The sequence below is a fragment of the Peribacillus simplex genome, from assembly GCF_900156045.1.
GTDB lineage: Bacteria > Bacillota > Bacilli > Bacillales > DSM-1321 > Peribacillus > Peribacillus simplex_D.
On the sequence record NZ_FTMX01000002.1, the window covers coordinates 78,046 to 99,497 of the forward strand.

Consider the following 21,452-nt stretch of genomic DNA (forward strand, 5'->3'; position numbering starts at 1 on the left):
CTACATTAAACGCCACCGAATCTTCGTGAACGCTTTTGATACTCCTCAACTGCCTGCAATAAATGCTCTTCACTAAAATCCGGCCATAGAACCTCAGTAAACCACATTTCAGTATAAGCCGCCTGCCAAAGCATGAAATTACTTAAACGGATTTCACCGCTTGTACGGATCAGTAAATCAGGATCCGATAAATGTTTGGTCATCAGGTAACTGGATAGCATTTCCTCAGTTACATTTTCCATTATTATACCATTCTTAGCATCTTGAATGATGTTATTCACTGCAGATACAATCTCCCCGCGGCTTCCATAATTCAGGGCAAAATTCAGAATCATCCCATCATTGCCTTTGGTGTCTTCCATTGCCCGTTTAACGGCACTTTGAGTATGTGACGGAATGAGAGACAAGTCCCCTATCATTTCAACTCTTACATTTTCAGAAATGAGCTCGGGTAAAAATGTCCCAAGAAATTCCTGTGGAAGCTTCATCAAAAAGTCGACTTCACTTTTCGGACGTTTCCAATTTTCAGTGGAAAACGCATAGACTGTCAAAGTTTTGACCCCTAATTTATTGGCAACTTTCGTAATTCTACGAACGGTTTTCATACCTTCATGATGACCCGCCACACGTGGCAATGCACGCTTTTTGGCCCAACGGCCGTTCCCATCCATGATGATGGCGATATGCTGAGGAACATCAAACTGTTTAATATGCTGAATCCTATTTGTTACATCGGAAGAAGCATCTTTTTTAACGAAACGCTTCCAAAGTGAATACATATGTTAGTCCCCCATCAGGTTGTACTTATCTCTCTACAAAGGCAAAGTTTTCGTGCACTATGTATAGCGAGCTTTCTGCCGCTTAAAAAGAATCTATATTATAATATCAAAAAAAAACTGGTTCTCATATTATTATTATGAAAATTATTTCTTCATTAGAAGCTAGAAAGGGAGAAATCATTACTTCTTTTTTTGTAAAACCGGTTATGATCACCATGAAAAATGCAAAAAAAGGACCACCTCCAACGTTTGCATGCAACATACTAACTCAAGGAGTAATCATTATCGGAGAAACCTTATTATAACAGTTTTCTCCTTTAAGCACACCTATATGTTAGAACCAAGACATGACCCGGTATGGATTCGGCCCTCTTTATTTAATCAATTCTTCAACGGAAATTATACTTCCAAAATTTCTTTTTCTTTATCTTTTGTAATTTCATCGATTTTCGTGATATTGCCATCTGTCATCTTTTGGATGTCCTCAGCATAGCCACGTAAATCATCTTCAGTGATTTCACCGCTTTTTTCAAGCTTTTTCAAATCATCATTAGCATCTCGACGCACATTACGGACAGCTATTTTCGCTTCTTCCGCTTCTTTTTTCACAACTTTCACAAGCTCTTTTCTGCGCTCTTCAGTTAACGCCGGAATGGCTATCCTTATGACCGATCCATCATTAGAAGGATTTAAGCCTAAGTCTGATTTTAAAATAGCCTTTTCGATTTCACCCAATACCGTTTTATCATATGGTTGAATGACTAATAATCTAGCTTCCGGGACAGAAATGCCAGCCACTTGATTAACTGGTGTCGGCGAACCATAATAATCAATCGAGATTCTATCAAGCAATGAGGCATTTGCCCTTCCGGCACGGATGCTTGCTAATTCACGTGTGTACGCTCCAATGGCTTTTTCCATTTTCGTTTTCGCATTCGAAATAACTTGTTTCGGCATCTTTTATTTCCCCCTTACGATAGTTCCAAGCGTTTCGCCTAAAACGGCCCGTTTAATATTGCCCTTTTCCATAATCGAGAAGACGATCAATGGAATATCATTGTCCATGCATAGTGAGGACGCAGTTGAATCCATTACTTCTAACCCTTCTTTAATCACATCAAGATAGGAAAGTTTATCATACTTCACTGCATTTTTGTCCTTAACCGGATCTGCATTGTATACGCCATCCACATTATTCTTCGCCATCAAGATGACATCAGCTTCAATTTCAGCAGCACGCAGGGCGGCAGTGGTATCCGTTGAGAAGTATGGATTACCTGTACCAGCTGCAAAAATCACCACTCTCTTTTTCTCTAGGTGCCTGATTGCACGGCGTCTAATGTATGGTTCTGCGACTTGTCTCATCTCAATGGAAGTTTGCACGCGCGTTTCAATTCCAAGCTGATCAAGGCTGTCTTGTAATGCCAATGAGTTCATGACTGTAGCCAGCATCCCCATATAATCGGCATTAGCACGATCCATGCCCATTTCACTGCCTATTTTTCCGCGCCAAATGTTTCCGCCGCCGACGACAACAGCCACTTCCACATCAAGCTCAGCCACTTCCTTGACTTGTTCAGCAATGGATTTAATTACTGCAGGGTTAATTCCAAACCCTTCTTCACCGGCTAATGCTTCACCACTTAGTTTTAGAACGACACGTTTATATTTAGCGTTACTCATGAGAACCTCCAACTATGTAATCTTTTCATTCGTTCATCATGCTTTCTTGCAATACTACCAAAAATTCATGACATTTCAAAAAATAGGGAACACAAGAGTGTTCCCTATTATTAATTATCTGACAATTAGTCTTTTTTAACTTGATTCATTACCTCTTCAGCAAAGTTTTCTTGACGTTTTTCAAGACCTTCCCCTACTTCATAGCGAACGAATGATTGGATTTTTCCGCCTTTTGATTCAACGAATTGTCCCACTTTTTGATCAGGGTTCTTAACGAAAGCTTGTTCGTTAACACAGATTTCTTCGTAGAATTTATTGATACGTCCTTCAACCATTTTCGCAACGATTTTTTCAGGTTTTCCTTCATTAAGAGCTTGCTGAGTAAGAACTTCGCGTTCGCGTTCTAGTTCGCTGGCATCTACTTGGTCACGAGAGATATATTTAGGGTTAATTGCAGCGATATGCATTGAAACGCCTTTAGCTGCCTCTTCGTCTGTTGTACCTTCAAGAACTGATAGTACGCTGATGCGTCCACCCATGTGAAGGTATGCACCAAATGCGTCGTTATCTGTTTTAGAAACGACTTGGAAACGGCGAAGAGTTAATTTTTCCCCGATTTTTGCTACAGCAGCATTGATATGATCTGCAACTTTTGCTCCATTTTCCATTGTTTGCTCAAGAGCTGCTTCAACGCTTTCAGGTTTGTTAGCAAGAAGGAATGAAGCCAATTCTTTAACAAGAATTTGGAAGCCTTCATTTTTAGCAACGAAATCAGTTTCTGAGTTCACTTCAAGAATAACCGCTTGGTTTCCTTCTACAACGATTGAAGTTAAACCTTCAGCAGCAATACGGTCGCCTTTGTTAGCAGCTTTTGCAATCCCTTTTTCACGTAGGAAATCGATTGCCTTTTCCATATCGCCTTCTGTTTGTACAAGTGCCTTTTTACAGTCCATCATACCGGCACCAGTTTTTTCACGCAATTCTTTGACTAATTGTGCAGTGATTGCCATAATATATATCCTCCTCAAATTAAATGCAGTTTATTCAATCTTTACCCATTATTGCCAAAAATACTTGTTATCATCAAAGAAAATAACGAGTCTTGACAATTTTTCTGAAAAATCATCAACTTTTTCAGTCAATTTGACGGAACTAAACCAGTTGATGATTTTCATCTCTCAAAAATCGCCCATACCTTTTAAAAAAGACATTCCGTACAGTGATTTTATGTATGTTTATTTAGTGCAAAAAAAAGGGATAAAAGGCATTATCCTCTTATCACCTTTTTTCTTACTGAATAAGCAACCTTTTTTACTTATTAAGCAGTAGTTGTTTCAGTTGCTGTTTCTTCGCCTTGTTTAGCTTCTAAGATAGCATCTGCCATTTTACCTGTTAATAATTTAACAGCACGGATTGCATCGTCATTCGCAGGAATAACTACATCGATTTCATCCGGATCACAGTTTGTATCAACGATACCAACAAGTGGAATGTGTAATTTGTGTGCTTCCGCAACAGCAATACGCTCTTTGCGAGGGTCGATAACGAAGATCGCATCTGGAAGAGTCTTCATATCTTTAATGCCGCCTAAGAATTTTTCTAAGCGATCCCATTCTTTTTTAAGTTGGATAACTTCTTTTTTAGGAAGGACTTCGAAAGTTCCGTTTTCTTCCATTTTTTCGATATCTTTAAGACGAGCGATACGTTTTTGGATTGTTTCAAAGTTTGTTAAAGTTCCACCTAACCAACGTTGGTTTACATAGTACATACCAGAACGGATAGCTTCTTCTTTAACAGATTCTTGAGCTTGTTTTTTAGTTCCGACGAAAAGAACAGTACCACCGTTAGCAGCTAGTTCTTTCACGAAGTTATAAGCTTCTTCAACCTTTTTAACTGTTTTTTGAAGGTCGATGATGTAGATGCCGTTACGCTCAGTGAAGATATATTTCTTCATTTTCGGGTTCCAGCGACGTGTTTGGTGTCCGAAATGTACACCAGCTTCAAGCAATTGTTTCATAGAAATGACTGACATTTTAGTTCCTCCTAAATGGTTTTGTTTTTCCTCCGCACCGATCATTTTCATACAGAAACTGTCGTAACAGCACCATCTGCAAGAATCACGGGGCGTGTGTATTAACACCATTTCATAATATATCATAATGGCTCTGTACAATCAAGAGATAACTTTATCTATTCTTGCGAAACTTTAATAATAGCTCTATCTCCGTTTGACCGCGACCTAACTTTTTGGCGATTTCCTCTATTGAATTCCCTTGATCCGCTAACATATCCACTTTTTCATTTAATGACCGTTCATTTAACGAAGACTGCAGCACGTCCGAAAATTCCATGCCAGCCGGCTTCCCCTCGTTTTGAGGGAAAGCCTCCGCCGATGAAAGTTCCAATTTGTCCTCGACTTTTACGGGTAAAGCATTGGCCTCATTTTCTTCAGGCATTATATTATAAGCGTTAATCGCCTGCATTTTAGCTGCGGCACGACTTCCCTCTTCATACCCAATCAGCATATTTTGTTCTTGTTGTTCTTGTTTATCTTCCTTTGTTTCTTTGATTGAACCATGTTCTTGTCCTTTTTGTCCATCGTGATTCATTGCAAGCGAATTGGTGAATGCCTTTACCAATGTCTCGTTGTCCTCTTTCATTTCCATTAAATAACCAGACAAAAGTTGTTCCATTTCCCCAATGATGGCTTTTTGGTCTTTTTCCAACTTACTTAAACGATTTTGGCGAAGATATAAAACGATGATGGCAAAAATGGTGAATATGTTTAATACAAACAACAGAAATATAAAAAACGCTGACATGTTGCCTCCTAATTAACCGGAATAGTCAATCCTGTTACCTTAATAAGGATGGGGATCTTTTTTCACTGTTGTTTTGCCCTGATTACTTTTCCCTTGCTTTCATGACAAAGCACAGTTCGAACATTCTGTGATTTCGAAACATTTATTGATGCGGGTACCCGTAAGAATATTTCCAAGTTGACATATAGGGGCTTTCTTCGTTCAATTGGAAATTCCCCAGACTCCATAGCCCTCTTCAATCAAAATATCGTGATTAAATATTTAGACCTTGCATCGTGTTTCTTAATTTATATATCGCTTTCGAGTGTATTTGGGATATCCGGGACGTAGATAGGCTCATCACATGTCCGATTTCGGTTAATGTTAGTTCTTCCTTATAAAAAAGCTGTAAAACCAACTGTTCTTTTTCATTAAGCGTTTCTATGACTTTGGCTAATTCCACATACAGTTCTTCCCTTAATACATGTTCCTCAGGTAAATCCGCCTTTTCATCTTTAATATGAAAATTCGCGCTTTCTTTATCGTCCTCTTGGGGATTTTCATCAATTGACAGTACATTGGCAAAGAAATTCTCATTTAATGCAGCATATACTTCATCTTCCGGAATATTCAATTCACCGGCAATCTCATTTGGCGAAAGGTTCCTCATGTATTGCTGCTCCAGCTTTTCTATTGCAGATTCAATTTTCTTGGCTTTATCTCTTGCACTCCGTGGAAGCCAATCCTCTTTCCTTAATCCATCTAAAATAGCACCACGAATTCTAAACGACGCATATGTATCAAACTTCAGGTCACGCTTCGTATCAAAGCGTTCCAGGGCATCGAATAACCCCATCATCCCTAAACTCCTTATATCATCCCGGCTCACATTTTTAGGAAGACTTACTGCAATACGTTGAACATGATACGATACGAGAGGTATGTATTTCTTTACCAAAATGTCCCCGGCTAGCGGATCTCTGCAATCCACCCAATTTTTCCAACATAACTGCTCTTCTTCGATGGTCAGATTAGACATTGGACATCCTCCTAACATTGTTATACGATTTGTGATCAAAACGGCCCCTAAAGCCATAAATGCAATAATAATTCAGTAACAAGTGTACCTGTCATATTTTTGGCTTTTCAAAAACCAATTCCGATTCTATATGTTTTTAGTCCCTTTAGTTACGGACCGGATATTTAGCAAACAATCATTTAAATTGAATTCGACCGTTCTTCCGCTATTCCCGCCAACATCTTCGGCAACGACTCTAATCCGTAAGTCAGATAACTCTTTCCGGACAGCTTCCACATTCCGGGGCCCTATTCTCATTAAATCCACTCCGGAGGCAAATTGAAACATTTGCGCCCCGCCAGCCAACTTCGCTTTTAGAAATGGCATTCTTGCGCCTTCTTTTACTAAGATCTGTACCAATTCCTTTATCGCCGTATCTGCAAATTTGGCAATGTTGATCTGTCCAGATTTTGCGAGTGAAGAGTCAGGCAGCATGATATGGGCCAAACCTGCAATTTCTTTTTTTTCATCATAAATCACGACACCAACACACGACCCCAACCCGGAAGTACGAATCGTATTGGGAGGTTTTATTATATTCATACCCGCTATTCCAACCTTAACAACCTGGGCCTTTAACAATTCAGTCATTAGGCGGCACTCCTAAAGCGGAAAAAATGATATCAAAAAAATCGGGATCAGGTAATAGAAAGAAATGACCATTAATGGAGTCAGGAAAAAGCTGGTCTTTATCAAATACTGTATCAATGACGATGGCTGCGTCACTTACTTGAGATAATTCCAATAATCCATAACTGATCGTTGCCCCTACCATATCGATGCTCAAGGATGGAACGGATGGATGAATATTCAATCGGGTGAAATCAGAAAGGGAAGAGAGATAGGATCCAGATAAAATGTTCCCTAATTCCTGAAGGCAAGAGAGTGCCAATTCAGTATAAGGTGCTGAATCTATCAAAAAGGTCACATCACCAGTCATTTTACGAATCAAGTATTCAGCTACAGGTAGCGAAAGGATAAAAAACATACTCCCTGAAGCATCACCTTCCATTCTAAGGAAAACACTGGCAACGACGTGATCGGCCCCGCCAGCCATTTCCATCATTTCATCAAAGGAAACGATTCGGACATTAGGAACATTCATATCAATTTTCCTATTCAGGATGGCAGAAAGCGCGGTTGCTGCGTTCCCTGCACCTATATTACCGATTTCCTTCAAAATATCGAGTTGAAGAGGGTTGATTTTCTCAATGAATGACATATGATTAACCTTCTCTTAACATATTTTCAGTCATTTCCATACTTAAGGCCTTCTCCAAATTAATTAGGACGAGCAGTCGCTTCTCAATTTTAGCCACTCCGCTAATGTATTCTGAAGTCAAATGTCCCACGACTTCAGGCTGGGGTTCGATACTCTCTACTGGAATATCCAAAACATCATTAGCAGAGTCCACTATTAGCCCCACTTCGATATCATCCAGAATGACGACGATAATCCTCGTTGATTCATCGCATTCAACCTCTTCGAAACCAAAACGATTCCTTAAATCAATAATTGGAGTAATTACACCCCTTAAATTTATGACTCCCTTTACAAATTTTACTGCCTTTGGAACTCTGGTAATATGCATAAGTTTTTCGATACCACTGACCTTATCCACTGGAATTGCATATTCTTTATCCTTAATTTGAAATACGATTACTTTCATATCCTCCGACATCTATTCCCCTCCTTTTTAAAAAGCTCATGATGATTGTGAAGCCTTGACGAAATACGGATCGACACGGTCGAACCAACGTCCCATTTATCAATCATTCAATGAATCAATGTATTGCAATCTATGATTAAAGCAACTTGGCCATCACCAAGTATCGTTGCCCCCGATATTGCAAATGCACTAGTTAAATAATTACCCAGTGACTTCAGAACGATTTCCAGCTGCCCGATAAATGAATCAACGACTAATCCTGCTAATTTATCGCCTTTTCTTACAATGACCACAGAGAGGGACTCTTTTTCTTCCTGACTGATAGGCACTTCGAATATATCTTTCAAGAACAGAAGCGGTAGGACCTTCCCCCTGTAGTCAATAACTTGTTGATTATGGGCATTCATGATATCCGCTTTCTTTATGATTGCTGTTTCAATAATGGAGGAAAGCGGTATGGCATATTTTTCGTTTTGGATTGCAACCAGCATGACAGAAATAATCGACAATGTAAGCGGAAGTTGAATAAGGAAGATGGATCCTTCATTCTCTTTGGAATCGATCGTGACAGATCCACCGAGGGACTCAATAGTATTTTTAACCACATCCAGCCCCACACCCCGTCCCGATACATCTGAAATGGTTTCCGCTGTTGAAAAACCAGAAGCGAATATCAATTCATAAATTTGCTTATCCGTCAGAGTGGCGGCAGTTTCCTTAGTTAATATCCCATTGGATAAGGCCTTGTTCAATACTCGATCTTTATTGATGCCTGCTCCGTCATCCTCGATTTCAATGAAAACATGATTACCGCTGTGATATGCTTTTAACAGGATTTTACCTTCTTCATTCTTTCCTTTCGCCAAACGTTCTTCAGTTGTTTCAATTCCATGATCCATGGCGTTTCTTATTAAATGGACGAGTGGATCACCGATTTCATCAATGACTGTACGATCAAGTTCCGTTTCGGCACCGTTGATTTCCAATTTGACCTTCTTGTTTAAATCCCTTGCCAATTGACGAACCATTTTAGGAAAACGATTGAATACAGTTTCCACGGGCACCATCCGCATATTCAATACGATTGTTTGTAAATCACTTGTTATACGGGACATTCTTTCTACTGTTTCATTCAATTCTTGATTATCCAAATTACTGGAAATTTGATCAAGTCTGCCTCTATCGATTACTAGTTCCTCGAATAAGTTCATTAATATATCAAGCCGCTCAATGTTCACCCGAATGGTCTTGCTTGATGCCGGCTTAACGGGTGCCTGTTTTTTCTTATCATCGGTATCATCAGTTGGAAGCGAAGCATTCTTTGATTCTTGTTTTAGAATTTTAGTAACTTTATCCTCGTTAAAATTGGCTGCATGCCGCATGCCTTCTAGATCAAGTGCATTTACAACAACTTGATCCACTTCGGAAACCTTCATGATTTTTTTCTTTATCTCTTCACCCGATTCTGTTGTTACCATCGTGACCGTAAATTGCTGATCGAATTGCTCTTCTTCCAAAAGTTCGACGGGAGGGTGTGACTTGATTACTTCACCCGACTTTTCAAGCACTTCGAAAACCATAAACACACGGGCAGCTTTTAAAAGACAGTCCTCATGCAACTCTATCGAAATTTCGAAGCTGTTGAAGCCTTGATCTTTGGACTGTTGAAGTACTGTCCATTCAAATTCATCGTACTCTCCCGCATTTATTTCCTTCTTTTCTAGGACGGCAGAAGCTGCTGCAATTTCTGCAATGGTGGAAGAAAAGGGCGACTCCCCTTTTTCAATCATTTCCAGCTGATGGACAACATCCTTCACATTTCTTTTTCCATCTCCACCTTCAGAAATGGACATGACCATTGCTTCTAAATCATCAACCGCTAAAAATATCACATCAAACAATTCAGGCGAAAGGGCGATTTGGCTGTTTCGGATCGCATCCAGCACATTCTCCATTTTATGAGTTAAATTGGCTAGATCCTCATACCCCATAGTTGCTGACATCCCTTTCAAGGTATGGGCGGAACGAAAGATTTCATTTACTATCGAGAGGTCTTCCGGGTTCTTTTCGAGTACCAGCAACTGTTCGCTGCACGTTTGAAGATGTTCTTTACTTTCTTCTATAAATACCTCTAAATATTGATTCATATCCATACAACCTCACACCTCCACTTGTTAACAATAGCTTATTATCACTTTAGCTATTTTTTCTACATCCTCTACGCTATCTATTATCTTGGTATTGATTGCCGCCTTAGGCATACCAAAAACGATTGATGTCTCCTGTGATTCGGCTATCGCTTTTAAAGGACCATTTTGTTTAAGATTGGTAAGCCCCCTCGATCCGTCCATCCCCATTCCTGTCATGATAACGGCTATTTTCGCAGAATCATTCATTTCACTTACCGATTCAAACAGAACATCAACCGAAGGGCGATGTCCATGACGCACTTCGGATTGATCCAAAAGGATTGCCCAGCTCATCCCGACCTTCCTCACTTTCAAGTGAAAACCTCCAGGTGCGATGTAGGCGACACCTTTTTGAATCAGTTCTCCCTCTTCAGCTTCCTTCACTTTAATCTTGCATAATGAATTCAGGCGTGTTGCCAAGGATTTTGTGAAATCGGGGGGCATATGCTGGACAATGAGTATGGGAGCATCAATTTCTTCTGGGAGTCCTGTCAAGACAGTCTGCAAAGCTCTCGGGCCTCCTGTTGATGTACCGATGACTATTACCTTATTGTATCCATAGGACCATTCTTTGATGTTTTTTTCATTTTCCGTCAATTTAACTGAATCTATTTTACTATATTCTCCCCAGACCGATGGGCTTCTTTCAATATTTTTCGCATTTTTTTCTAGTTTGTGAACATTTGCCCTGCTGGCCGCCATAACTTTTTCATGGAGTTCTTTCTTGATTTTATGTAAATCCAATGAAATGGCTCCCGAAGGTTTAGCCACAAAGTCAAAGGCTCCACTGTTCATGGCGGCAAATGTATTTTCTGTTCCTTTTTTCGTGGTGCTTGATAACATGACTACAGCGGTTGGACATTCATTCATTATCCGGTTTAATGCTTCCAATCCGTCCATAATCGGCATTTCCACATCCAAAGTCACGACATCGGGTTTTAAAGCCTTTATTTTGTCAATGGCATCTCTTCCATTCCTGGCAGTCCCGATGACTTCCACCCTGCTATCTTCTGCTAAAAACTCTGAAATTAACTTTCTCATAAACGCAGAATCGTCCACTATCAGCACTTTTACTTTACCCATATAAGGAGACCTACTTTCCAAAAAAATATCTCTTCATATTTTGGAGGAAATGGCTTTTTTGCAAAGTCAATTCTTCCCCAAATGAATGATTTGCATATCTCGAAGCAATGTCCACAATGGCTTTGGATACATCGGATTCAGAATCAAAAAGGAGAAAGGGCATTTGTTTGGTAACAGATTTGGGTACGGTTCTATCATCTGGCAAGTATCCTAGAGCTACAGTTTCCAGTCCCAAAAATTTCACTAGTGCATTTTGGAGCCGCTTAATCGTTTCTTTGCCGTCCTTACTCGTGAAAACCCGATTGCAAACCAGGAACAATGGAATCTCTTTATTTACTGAATGGATATATTTCATAGCGGAATATGCATCCATAATTGAAGTAGGTTCAGGCGTCGTGATAACGACTAATTCATCCACACACAACAGGAATTTCATGGACTCCTTAGTGATGCCTGCCCCCATATCAAATAATATATAATCGTAATTCGCCAACAATAAACTGAATTCTTCATGAAAACGGGTATACTTATCTTCATCAAGTGAAAAGAGATCCGTCAACCCTGTTCCACCTGTAATGATTGAAATATTTCCCGGTCCTGACATGATGATATCCTTCAAACTACAATCTTTTTCAAAAAAATCAATAATACTGCAGGGAGAGTGTTCCCCTATCAAAATATCAATATTCCCCATACCGATATCCATGTCGAACAACAGTATCTTTTTGCCTCTTTGGGATAAGGCAATGGAAAAATTCAAAGTAAAGTTTGATTTTCCCACTCCACCTTTACCGCTTAAAACGGCAATCGTTTTGGCCATTGATTTATTTTTGCGGGCTTCCAATCTTTTTCGTAAACTCTCAGCTTGATCTTTCATATTTTTTAGCCTCGAAAGCCATCTTCAATAGCTGTGATGATGTAGCTATTTCAATATCGTCTGGCACATTCTGTCCATCCGTTATATAGGCCGCTCCCAATTTATGAGTGTGTATAAAATTGAATATCGGCCCGAAAGTAGAGGTTTCGTCCGCTTTTGTAAAAATGATCTGTTTAATCGGTATGGTAGCAAACTGTCGATAAATATCTTCCATATCCTTTTGTTTAGAAGTCAATGACAACACTAGATAGGTTTCCATCTCATCTGTAAAATGGATGATTTCATTAAGGTCCTTAACATATTGCGGGTTACGGAAATTCCTTCCTGCCGTATCAATAAAAACAAAATCATAATGGGAGAAACGTTCAGCCGCCCTTTTGAAGTCTTCCAGGTTATAAGCGACTTCAATGGGAACGTTTAGAATCTTGGCATATGTCTTAATTTGATCTATTGCAGCGATCCTGTACGTATCCGTCGTAATGAAAGCCACCTTTTTATCATGCTTCAACATGGTTTCCGCAGCTATTTTTGCCAGGGTCGTTGTCTTTCCCACACCTGTTGGGCCAACAATAGTAATATACTTTTTTTGCAGCCCGTTCTTTCCATTTTCGACCTTTTCCAAAATCGCGAACAGAGCTTCTTCCAACCAAACTTGAACCTCTTCATCAGTGGATTGCTGTTTAAAAACGAACCATTTTTCAAGCAGTTCATCCATGATTTGGTACCGAAGTGATATATCCACTTCCTGCTCGGTTAGGTATTCATGGATTTTCTGCAGTTTCCCCGGATATTTTCTATCAGGTGAATGGATTTGCAAACCCTTTATCATATCTTTTAAACCTTCGATTTCTTTTACTAAGTCAGCACTTTCCTTATTGCCTTCATTATGTTCAGAGGCATGATTTATCACTTCCAGCTTTGATGGCAACTTCTTCGATTTTTGTTTGGTTACGGTTTGGACAGGCTGGGACACGGGGTCTATGGCTGCAATGACTTCAATATTCCTCTTTTTGAATAATCCTAAGAAACCACCAGTATATACAGCCTTTGAACTTAAGATTACCGCATCACTGCCTAGTTCCTCTCTTATTCGCTTCATTGCCTCGTTCATTGATGGTGCCAAATATTTCTTTACCTTCAATCGAAATTCACCACCCCTACACTTTGTACTTCTACATTCGATTCGAGTTCATTGTATGAAAGAATTGGTACATTGGGAAAATAACGTTCAGTTAATTGCCGGGCATACATCCTTACTGCTGGAGAGCAGAGTAAGATCGGTTGGTGATCCATTAGGGTCAGCTCTTCCAATTTGGCTGCAATTGCCTCCAATATGGATTGCGATATAGTTGGATCCAATGATAAAAAATTACCATGTTCTGTTTGCTGTACACCATCCGCGATAGTCTTTTCCACTTTCCCCGATAATGTTATGACTTTGATTCTATCTTCATCCGAAATAATAGAATTCGTTATTTGTCTGGCTAAATTCTGCCTTACATATTCAGTAAGCAAATCTGTGTCAGTCGATAACTTGCCATAATCAGCAAGTGTTTCGAAAATGATAGGTAAGTTCCTTATTGAAACTTTTTCCTTCAATAATTTTGCCAATACCTTTTGTACATCTCCTATGGACAATGGATTCGGAGTGACTTCCTCTACTAGTATAGGTGCCGATTCGTGGAGATGATCGATCAATTGTTTCGTTTCCTGCCTGCCCAATAATTCATGCGCATTGGCCTTTATGACTTCCGTCAAGTGAGTGGATACAACACTTGGCGGGTCCACAACTGTATAACCCAACATCTCGGCATGTTCTTTCATATCATCCGTGATCCACTTGGCCGGTAAACCGAAAGACGGTTCAATCGTATCGATTCCTTCTATTGAATCATCCTCGATCCCTGGACTCATGGCCAAGAAATGATTAAGGAGCAATTCGCCCTTGGCCATGACACTTCCTTTAATCTTTAGCCGATACTCATTGGGATTCAACTGAATGTTATCCCGTATTCTCACGACAGGGATCACAAGCCCCAATTCAATTGCAAGCTGCCTGCGGATCATGACGACCCGGTCCAGCAGGTCTCCCCCTTGATTGGCATCCGCAAGAGGAATCAATCCATATCCAAACTCAAATTCAATCGGGTCGACACTTAAAAGGTTAACGACGCTTTCTGGACTTTTCATTTCATCGGTTTCCAGCACTTCTTCCATTTCTTGTATTTCACTATCATCCTGCTTTGGTATCCTTGAAATTGTATACCCTCCAACGACTAATAAAGCAGCGATCGGAATGGTGAATAAGTCGGAAATGGGAGTGAATAACCCTAAAAGGAAAATGGTTGTTGCTGTCAGGTAAAGCATTTTGGGAAATTGAAATAACTGTTCAACAATATCCGCTCCGAGGTTTCCATTCGAGGCTGCCCGGGTTACGACTATTCCCGTAGCTGTAGAAATCAATAAAGCAGGTACCTGACTCACGATACCGTCACCAACCGATAACATGGAAAAATGGACGGCTGATTCTCCAAAGCTCATGTCCAATTGCATGACGCCAATAATCATACCGAAAATCAAGTTGATGATGACAATGATGATGCCCGCTATGGCGTCCCCTTTAACAAACTTACTCGCTCCATCCATGGATCCATAAAAGTCTGCTTCGTTACTGATTTTCTCCCTTCTGGCACGTGCTTCGTTTTCGGAGATCATCCCAGCATTCAAATCTGCATCTATGGCCATCTGTTTCCCTGGCATCGCATCCAGCGTAAACCTTGCCGCAACCTCCGATACCCGTTCGGAACCTTTCGTGATGACGATGAAATTGATGATGACCAATATGATGAATACAACTAATCCTACAAGCACGTTACCGCCGACTACAAACGACCCAAAGGTTTCTACAACTCCTCCAGCATCACCATAGGTCAAAATGGCACGAGTCGTCGAAACATTCAACCCCAGCCTGAACAATGTCAGTAAAAGGAGCAAGGAAGGAAAGATTGAAAATTCGAGTGGTTCCTTCATATTCATCGTAGTCAATAGAACCAGCAACGCAAGAGAGATATTTAAAAGAAGTAAAATACTTAACAACCATGTTGGCAATGGAATGACCAACATGGTAACGATCATGATGACACTCGATATAACAACTAAATCCCTTGCTCGCATGCTTTTTCTCTCCTAACTAGCGGGTTACCCTATTACTTCTTTACAGTTTACCTTTGGTTTTATATACAAAGGCCAGTATTTCAGCGACCGCCTTAAAGAAATCTTCAGGTATCGCCTGGCCTAATTCAGTTTGATCATATAAAGACCTGGCCAAAGGCCGATTTTCCACCATGATCACATCGTTTTCTTTAGCAATGAATTTAATTTTCTGAGCAACAAAATCCACGCCCTTTGCCACTACATACGGAGCCTCAGCTTTTTCTTCATCATATTTTAAAGCAATAGCAAAATGCGTCGGGTTAGTGATGACGACATCCGCATTCGGAATTTCCTGCATCATTCTTTGAGCGGCCATCTGCCTTTGCTTTTGCTTTATCTTGGATTTGATGAGCGGGTCCCCTTCGGAATTTTTATACTCATCCTTAATATCCTGTTTGGACATCCGGATGTTTTTTTCAAAGTCATATTTTTGGTACAAATAGTCTAATAGAGCAATGAACAATAAAGCCACGGCAGCATAAAATCCCACTTTAATCGTAATATCCGCCAATGTTGCCATCGCTTCTTCCACAGAAATCTGTGATAAAATCATAATCTCGTCCATGCGCTGCCATAGTACATAAAAGGCAACAAAACCAACAAATGATATTTTAAGAATGGATTTCAATAATTCAACAATGGCCCTCATTGAAAAAATCCGTTTGAATCCTTTAATGGGATCCAATTTATCAAGTTTGAACTGAATCGATTCAGTCGAAAACAAAAACCCGATTTGCATGACATTAGCCAATATCCCAGCCACTATCGCTGCTGCGAAAACGGGTCCCAGGATAAGGCCCATCTCCTTTAAAACCTCAATCATGATAATTTGCATATTCTCCTCGCTGAATCCAGTGAAGGTAAAATGTTGCAGGTATTCTTTCATGAGTCCGAGCAGATGATTATACATGTATGGTCCCATAAGCAATAGCACAGAAAACACCGCAATTAAATTCACAGAGGTATTTACATCCTGACTTTTTGCCACCTGACCTTTTTTCTTCGAATCCTGACGTTTTTTTGGAGTCGCCTTTTCGGTCTTCTCTCCAGCGAAAAACTGTAAATCCAGCTGAAAACTCTCCATATCAAACGCCTCCAATCAACTGCATTAGTTGACGCATGGTCAAAAGCAAGAAATTGAAGAGTTGTGTTACAACTGTCATCATCATTCCCATTACCAGTATGATTACCGCTAAGCCGGCAATGATTTTCACTGGAATCCCGACAACGAACACATTTAATTGAGGGACCGTCCTGGCAAGGATCCCTAACGTGACATCCACTAAAAAAATGCTTCCCACTACAGGGATCGACATTTGAAAAGCAATCATGAAAGCTTTGCTGAAAGCTTTGGCCAAGTATTCTATCAGTGTATGATTTCCGAATGGTACAAATAATTGGTCAATCGGAATGAACTGATAACTATAAAAAATTCCATCCAAAAGCAAATGGTGGCCGTTGGTACTTAATAGGAATAATAAAGCGATTGTATAAAGGTATTGTCCCAGCAGCGGGCTTTGTGCCCCCGTTTGGGGATCAATCACATTCGCAATGGAAAAACCCATTTGAAAATCAATCAATCCACCAGCGATTTGAACGGCCGATAAAATCATATAAGCTGCAAACCCGATGAAAAGCCCAACCAGCGCTTCCTTCATGATCAATAAATAAAATGTGACATCCAATTCCAGAACCGGAGCATCGATGGTGTAGTACATGATCCAGGCAAAGAAGATCCCAAGCCCTACCCGATGCTGTACCGGTATTGAACGGTACGAAAAAATCGGCATGGCCACGAAAAACGTAGTGACCCGTACCACAATTAATAAAAAGGCGGGAAAGTGCGGAAATAGTTCCTCCATGCTACCCTACAAATCGATTCAGATTACCGAATATTTCATTTGCATATGATAATAGGTGGCTCAGCATCCATGGAGCCAATAAAATCAGTCCCAATAAGACTGCGACGATTTTTGGAACAAATGCCAAGGTTTGTTCCTGAATCTGTGTAGTCGCCTGAAAGATGCTTACTAGTAGTCCTACAATAAGGGCGATTACCATCAATGGACCAGCGATGATCAATACCATATAAATTCCTTTTTCTGCTATATCAATAACAAACTCTGCACTCATATTTTCTCACCTGCTTAAAAACTCTGTAATAAAGACTTCACTACTAAATACCATCCGTCTACAAGAATGAAAAGGAGGATTTTAAATGGCAGTGAAATCATGACTGGCGGCAACATCATCATCCCCATCGACATCAGGACACTTGCAACGACCATATCGATAACCAAAAATGGAATGAAAATCATGAATCCTATTTGAAATGCCGTTTTGATTTCACTTATAGCAAAAGCTGGTACAAAGGCAGTCAAGGGTATGTCCTGTATCGTTTCCGGCTTATCCACCTTGGCATATTCCAAGAATAACGCCAGATCCTTTTGCCTAGTATGGGCACTCATGAATTCCTTAAATGGTACCGAGGCCTGTACATATGCCTCTTCTAAATCTATCTCTTCATTAAATAACGGGGTTAATGCCTTATCATTCACTTCCTGAAAGGTCGGTGCCATTATGAAAAATGTCATGAAAAGTGCCAGGCCGACCAGCACCTGGTTCGGCGGCATCTGCTGTGTAGCTAGCGATGTTCTCACAAAACTCAGGACAATGATGATTCTTGTAAAACAGGTCATCAAGACCAATATGCTTGGAGCCAGCGATAAGACAGTCATCAAAAGAACAAGTTTTACGGAAGTAGAGACATTAGTGGGATCACTGTTATTAAAAAACTCCATGAACTCATTCATTCATTGTCTCTTCCTTTCCTACCTAGCTCATTTAACAGCCTTTTCCTGCTATCAGACATTTGATCAAGTTGATTTTTGAACTCTGCAGAGAAACTGGCGGTTTCTGATTCGCTTTTCTTCAACCACTTATTTTTCAACTTCATCGCAAATTCCCCAGGCTGGATCATCTGATCGATCTTATCGTTGTGATCTTTCAAAAGCTGTTCATATTCCTCGGGATCATCTATTTCTTTCAAGAGCTGAATATTCTCGCCAACCCCGATCACCAATATTCGCCCGCCGACTTTAACAAGCTGGACTGAACGATTTGCACCAAGGCCCGTACCGCCTAAATTCTCCACTGAATTTGCTTTTTGATACGATTTACTTTTTTTATTGATGAATTTCAATAGGATATATAGAAGGGACACAACAAAAATAGTAGCGAAAATCATCCTCAGAAACTCCCAAACGGTTATCCCCACTTTGTCAGGATTCGAAGCCTGTTCGGTAGTTTTCGAGTCTATTGATTTATCTTTATCCACCTTTAAATCATCTGGCCGCTCATAAACATCCTTCACTGTTTTTTCAAGATCTTCCGCATGGGCTTGTATGGCCCCAGAGAAGAATACTGCTATCATCAGTGAGACCTGAAGCCATTTATTAATTAAAAACAATATTAAGACACCCTCTTAACTTAATGCTTTATTTATGGCTTCCAATACCCGGTCTGCCTGGAATGGCTTCACGATGAAGTCTTTTGCGCCCGCCTGGATCGCATCAATGACCATGGCTTGCTGCCCCATCGCTGAACACATAATGACCCTAGCTTGAGGATTTATCTTTTTAATTTCCTTTAACGCTGTAATTCCATCCATTTCGGGCATGGTAATATCCATCGTTACAAGGTCCGGATGGGTTTCTTTATATTTTTCCACTGCTTGGGCGCCATCTGCTGCTTCCCCGACTATTTCAAAACCATTTTTAGAAAGGATATCCTTAATCATCATTCTCATAAATGCTGCATCGTCCACAATTAAAATTCTATTAGCCATTATTTTCGTCCCCCGAATTATCTTATTTTATTTAATCGTTCACTTTGACTCATGATATCCGTAACACGTACCCCAAAGTTCTCATCAATCACCACTACCTCGCCTTTTGCTATCAAGCGGCTGTTTACCAGGATATCCACTGGCTCTCCTGCTAATTTATCCAATTCGATGATCGATCCGGAGGACAGCTCCAAAATATCCTTGACGGAGCGTTTCGTTCTTCCGAGCTCCACAGTTACTTGCAAAGGGATATCCATCAGCATACTGAGATTTTTCGTTTCAGTCTCCTGAAGCTGATAAGGCTGAAAACTAGTGAAACTGGCAGGCTGAACCTTTACCGGCTGTCCTGTTGGTACGGATGGAACTCCAAAATGTTGTGGTACATTCGGTATTTGGTTCGTAGGTTGGGTTTGGTGACCGCCTTGTCCATAAGTTTCATTTGCCGATCGATCAGACCGGGTTTCCTGGAATGGTGCCGGCTCCTGAGTTGGAAAGCTTGTTATTGGATCACTTAGTGCTTTTTGCGTTTTCATATCGCTAGGTTCGCTTTCGCTCGTCCCATTTAATAACTCAGAAACTAACCCTTTAGCAAACTCTAACGGCAACAATTGCATAATACTGGAATCAATTAAGTTGCCGACACGGAGGCGGAACGATATTTTTGCAAATAAATCCTCGTCAGGTATCGCATTTTCACCTACACCATTTAAAAAGTTAAGTAAATCTATGCTAGGTGGAGAAATATCCACTTTTTTACTGAAAATGGTCGACATGGATGTCGCAGCAGAACCCATCATTTGGTTCATGGCTTCCTGAACAGCACTCAATTGAATTTCCCCAAGCAGGTCAGAAGGATTCTCCCCATCTCCGCCAAGCATCAAATCTGCAATGATAGCAGCATCGCTCTGCTTGATGACCAGCATATTTATACCTGAAAAACCTTCTGTATATTTCACTTGGATCGCTACATACGGATGCGGGAATTCTTCCACGATCTGTCCCCTTTCAATTACAGTAACCGTCGGGGTGGTGATATCCACTTTCTGATTCAACAAAGTGGATAGGGCAGTGGCCGAACTCCCGAAGGAGATATTACCAATTTCACCGAGTGCGTCGAGTTCCATCATTGATAAATAATCGTCAATCGAGAGAGGGATCACCTCATCTTCTATATCACTTGTACCTTTTAAAAGGGCATCTATCTCGTCTTGTGAAAGCATTTCATCACTTACCATCTTCGTCTCCCCCTTTCAAAATATCAAGAATCTGGATAGCATGTTTTTTTCCTACTTTTCCTGGCTGCCCGCTGTATTTTGGGATTCCCCCAATAGTAATCGTCAAAGGTTCATCGATTGCCTTATTCAAATCGATGACATCGCCAACATCAAGCTGCAAAAAGTCCTGGATGGTGATATCCGTAGAACCAAGTTCGGAAATAATGGGAAGATCTGCGTTTCGGATATGCTTTTCCAAAATCATGATTTCCTCTGGAATTTTTTCCTTTTGGGAATTTTCCATCCAATAATGGGCAGATAACTTTGGTATGATCGGTTCCAATACGACGTGAGGAATGCAAACATTAATCATTCCGCTCGTTTCGCCGATTTGTGTATTCAAGGAAATGACCACAACAGTATCGTTTGGGGAAACCAGTTGCAGAAATTGTGGATTCACCTCGAACTCTGTCATCACCGGTTCGATTTCAACAATCGTTCCCCAAGCCTCCTGTAAATTTTCAAAAGCCTTCTCGAATAAATTCGACATGATTTTCGTTTCTATTTCCGTTAAACTATCTACCTTATTCACGCTTATGCCCCGCCCGCCCAAAACACGATCCATCATGGAATAGGCGATATTCGGGTTGACCTCAAGAATGATTCGACCATCCAAGGGCGGTACCTCAAAAACATTCATGATGGTCATTTTCGGAATCGATCGGATAAACTCTTCGTATGGTATTTGATCCGCCGAAGCAACGGTTATTTGGACATAGGTTCTAAGCTGAGCAGAAAAGTATGTTGTCAGCAGCCTCGCAAAGTTCTCGTGTATTCTAGTCAAACTGCGAATTTGATCCTTTGAAAACCGAAGCGCCCTTTTAAAGTCGTAAACTTTCACTCTTTTTTCTACTTCTTCTTTTTTTAAATCATCTGCATCCATTTCTCCTGTGGAAATGGCCGATAACAATGCATCTATTTCATTTTGCGATAATATTTCCCCGGACATTAACACTCA

23 protein-coding genes are annotated in these 21,452 nt (G+C 40.4%); all 23 read right to left on the reverse strand.

The genetic code is table 11. The annotated features are described in order from the left end of the window. Positions 1–5: 5 nt before the first annotated feature. The 23 genes from BW986_RS06870 to fliM all read right to left on the reverse strand — a co-directional run bounded on the left by BW986_RS06870 (position 6) and on the right by fliM (position 21,443). A complete protein-coding gene (locus tag BW986_RS06870; RefSeq protein ID WP_076366475.1) occupies positions 6–779 on the reverse strand; it encodes an undecaprenyl pyrophosphate synthase in 774 nt (257 codons plus the stop codon). Between the two features lie 399 nt (positions 780–1,178). Next, a complete protein-coding gene (gene frr, locus BW986_RS06875; RefSeq protein ID WP_076366477.1) occupies positions 1,179–1,736 on the reverse strand; it encodes a ribosome recycling factor in 558 nt (185 codons plus the stop codon). A gap of 3 nt (positions 1,737–1,739) precedes the next feature. After that, positions 1,740–2,462 carry a UMP kinase gene (gene pyrH / locus BW986_RS06880; RefSeq protein WP_034313639.1) on the reverse strand — a complete coding sequence of 241 codons (723 nt, stop codon included), beginning with the start codon at positions 2,460–2,462 and terminating at the stop codon, positions 1,740–1,742. 125 nt (positions 2,463–2,587) lie between these two features. Further along, on the reverse strand, positions 2,588–3,472 hold the full coding sequence (tsf, locus tag BW986_RS06885) for a translation elongation factor Ts (RefSeq protein ID WP_076366479.1): 885 nt from the start codon (positions 3,470–3,472) through the stop codon (positions 2,588–2,590). 308 nt (positions 3,473–3,780) lie between these two features. After that, positions 3,781–4,494, reverse strand: coding sequence for a 30S ribosomal protein S2 (gene rpsB, locus BW986_RS06890; RefSeq protein ID WP_034313644.1), 714 nt, complete (start codon positions 4,492–4,494; stop codon positions 3,781–3,783). Between the two features lie 154 nt (positions 4,495–4,648). Next, positions 4,649–5,284 (reverse strand): hypothetical protein, encoded by a 636-nt coding sequence (locus tag BW986_RS06895; RefSeq protein ID WP_076366481.1) that lies wholly within the window; start codon positions 5,282–5,284, stop codon positions 4,649–4,651. Positions 5,285–5,537: 253 nt separating this feature from the next. Then, the gene (locus BW986_RS06900; RefSeq protein ID WP_076366483.1) at positions 5,538–6,302 is read right to left on the reverse strand and encodes a FliA/WhiG family RNA polymerase sigma factor; all 765 of its coding nucleotides are present in this window, start codon (positions 6,300–6,302) and stop codon (positions 5,538–5,540) included. Positions 6,303–6,428: 126 nt separating this feature from the next. Beyond that, positions 6,429–6,932 (reverse strand): chemotaxis protein CheD, encoded by a 504-nt coding sequence (locus BW986_RS06905; protein ID WP_076366485.1) that lies wholly within the window; start codon positions 6,930–6,932, stop codon positions 6,429–6,431. Next, entirely contained in the window at positions 6,925–7,563 is a 639-nt protein-coding gene (locus tag BW986_RS06910; RefSeq protein ID WP_076366487.1) for a chemotaxis protein CheC, read from the reverse strand. Before BW986_RS06910 ends, BW986_RS06905 begins: the two co-directional genes overlap by 8 nt. A gap of 4 nt (positions 7,564–7,567) precedes the next feature. Next, on the reverse strand, positions 7,568–8,023 hold the full coding sequence (locus tag BW986_RS06915) for a chemotaxis protein CheW (protein WP_076366489.1): 456 nt from the start codon (positions 8,021–8,023) through the stop codon (positions 7,568–7,570). 95 nt (positions 8,024–8,118) lie between these two features. Continuing rightward, positions 8,119–10,164: a chemotaxis protein CheA gene (locus BW986_RS06920; RefSeq protein WP_076366491.1), complete on the reverse strand. Its 2,046-nt coding sequence runs from the start codon at positions 10,162–10,164 to the stop codon at positions 8,119–8,121. A gap of 21 nt (positions 10,165–10,185) precedes the next feature. Further along, entirely contained in the window at positions 10,186–11,283 is a 1,098-nt protein-coding gene (locus tag BW986_RS06925; RefSeq protein WP_076367893.1) for a protein-glutamate methylesterase/protein-glutamine glutaminase, read from the reverse strand. Between the two features lie 10 nt (positions 11,284–11,293). Then, positions 11,294–12,160 (reverse strand): MinD/ParA family protein, encoded by an 867-nt coding sequence (locus tag BW986_RS06930; protein WP_076366493.1) that lies wholly within the window; start codon positions 12,158–12,160, stop codon positions 11,294–11,296. Then, on the reverse strand, positions 12,144–13,301 hold the full coding sequence (gene flhF, locus BW986_RS06935; protein ID WP_076366495.1) for a flagellar biosynthesis GTPase FlhF: 1,158 nt from the start codon (positions 13,299–13,301) through the stop codon (positions 12,144–12,146). Before flhF ends, BW986_RS06930 begins: the two co-directional genes overlap by 17 nt. Continuing rightward, the gene (gene flhA, locus BW986_RS06940; RefSeq protein ID WP_076366498.1) at positions 13,298–15,334 is read right to left on the reverse strand and encodes a flagellar biosynthesis protein FlhA; all 2,037 of its coding nucleotides are present in this window, start codon (positions 15,332–15,334) and stop codon (positions 13,298–13,300) included. The genes flhF and flhA overlap by 4 nt, the downstream gene beginning before the upstream one ends. 40 nt (positions 15,335–15,374) lie before the next feature. Next, entirely contained in the window at positions 15,375–16,457 is a 1,083-nt protein-coding gene (flhB, locus tag BW986_RS06945) for a flagellar biosynthesis protein FlhB (protein ID WP_076366500.1), read from the reverse strand. A 1-nt stretch (position 16,458) separates the two neighbouring features. Next, positions 16,459–17,235 carry a flagellar biosynthetic protein FliR gene (gene fliR, locus BW986_RS06950; protein WP_076366502.1) on the reverse strand — a complete coding sequence of 259 codons (777 nt, stop codon included), beginning with the start codon at positions 17,233–17,235 and terminating at the stop codon, positions 16,459–16,461. A 1-nt stretch (position 17,236) separates the two neighbouring features. Beyond that, positions 17,237–17,506: a flagellar biosynthesis protein FliQ gene (gene fliQ, locus BW986_RS06955; protein WP_076366504.1), complete on the reverse strand. Its 270-nt coding sequence runs from the start codon at positions 17,504–17,506 to the stop codon at positions 17,237–17,239. A gap of 14 nt (positions 17,507–17,520) precedes the next feature. Beyond that, positions 17,521–18,186, reverse strand: a complete 666-nt coding sequence (gene fliP / locus BW986_RS06960; protein WP_076366506.1) for a flagellar type III secretion system pore protein FliP — start codon at positions 18,184–18,186, stop codon at positions 17,521–17,523. Continuing rightward, positions 18,183–18,842 (reverse strand): flagellar biosynthetic protein FliO, encoded by a 660-nt coding sequence (locus BW986_RS06965; protein ID WP_081395529.1) that lies wholly within the window; start codon positions 18,840–18,842, stop codon positions 18,183–18,185. Before BW986_RS06965 ends, fliP begins: the two co-directional genes overlap by 4 nt. Positions 18,843–18,857: 15 nt before the next feature. Continuing rightward, positions 18,858–19,220, reverse strand: coding sequence for a chemotaxis protein CheY (locus BW986_RS06970; RefSeq protein ID WP_076366510.1), 363 nt, complete (start codon positions 19,218–19,220; stop codon positions 18,858–18,860). Between the two features lie 17 nt (positions 19,221–19,237). Continuing rightward, entirely contained in the window at positions 19,238–20,455 is a 1,218-nt protein-coding gene (fliY, locus tag BW986_RS06975) for a flagellar motor switch phosphatase FliY (protein ID WP_076366512.1), read from the reverse strand. Continuing rightward, a complete protein-coding gene (gene fliM / locus BW986_RS06980; RefSeq protein ID WP_076366514.1) occupies positions 20,445–21,443 on the reverse strand; it encodes a flagellar motor switch protein FliM in 999 nt (332 codons plus the stop codon). The genes fliY and fliM overlap by 11 nt, the downstream gene beginning before the upstream one ends. Positions 21,444–21,452: the final 9 nt, after the last annotated feature.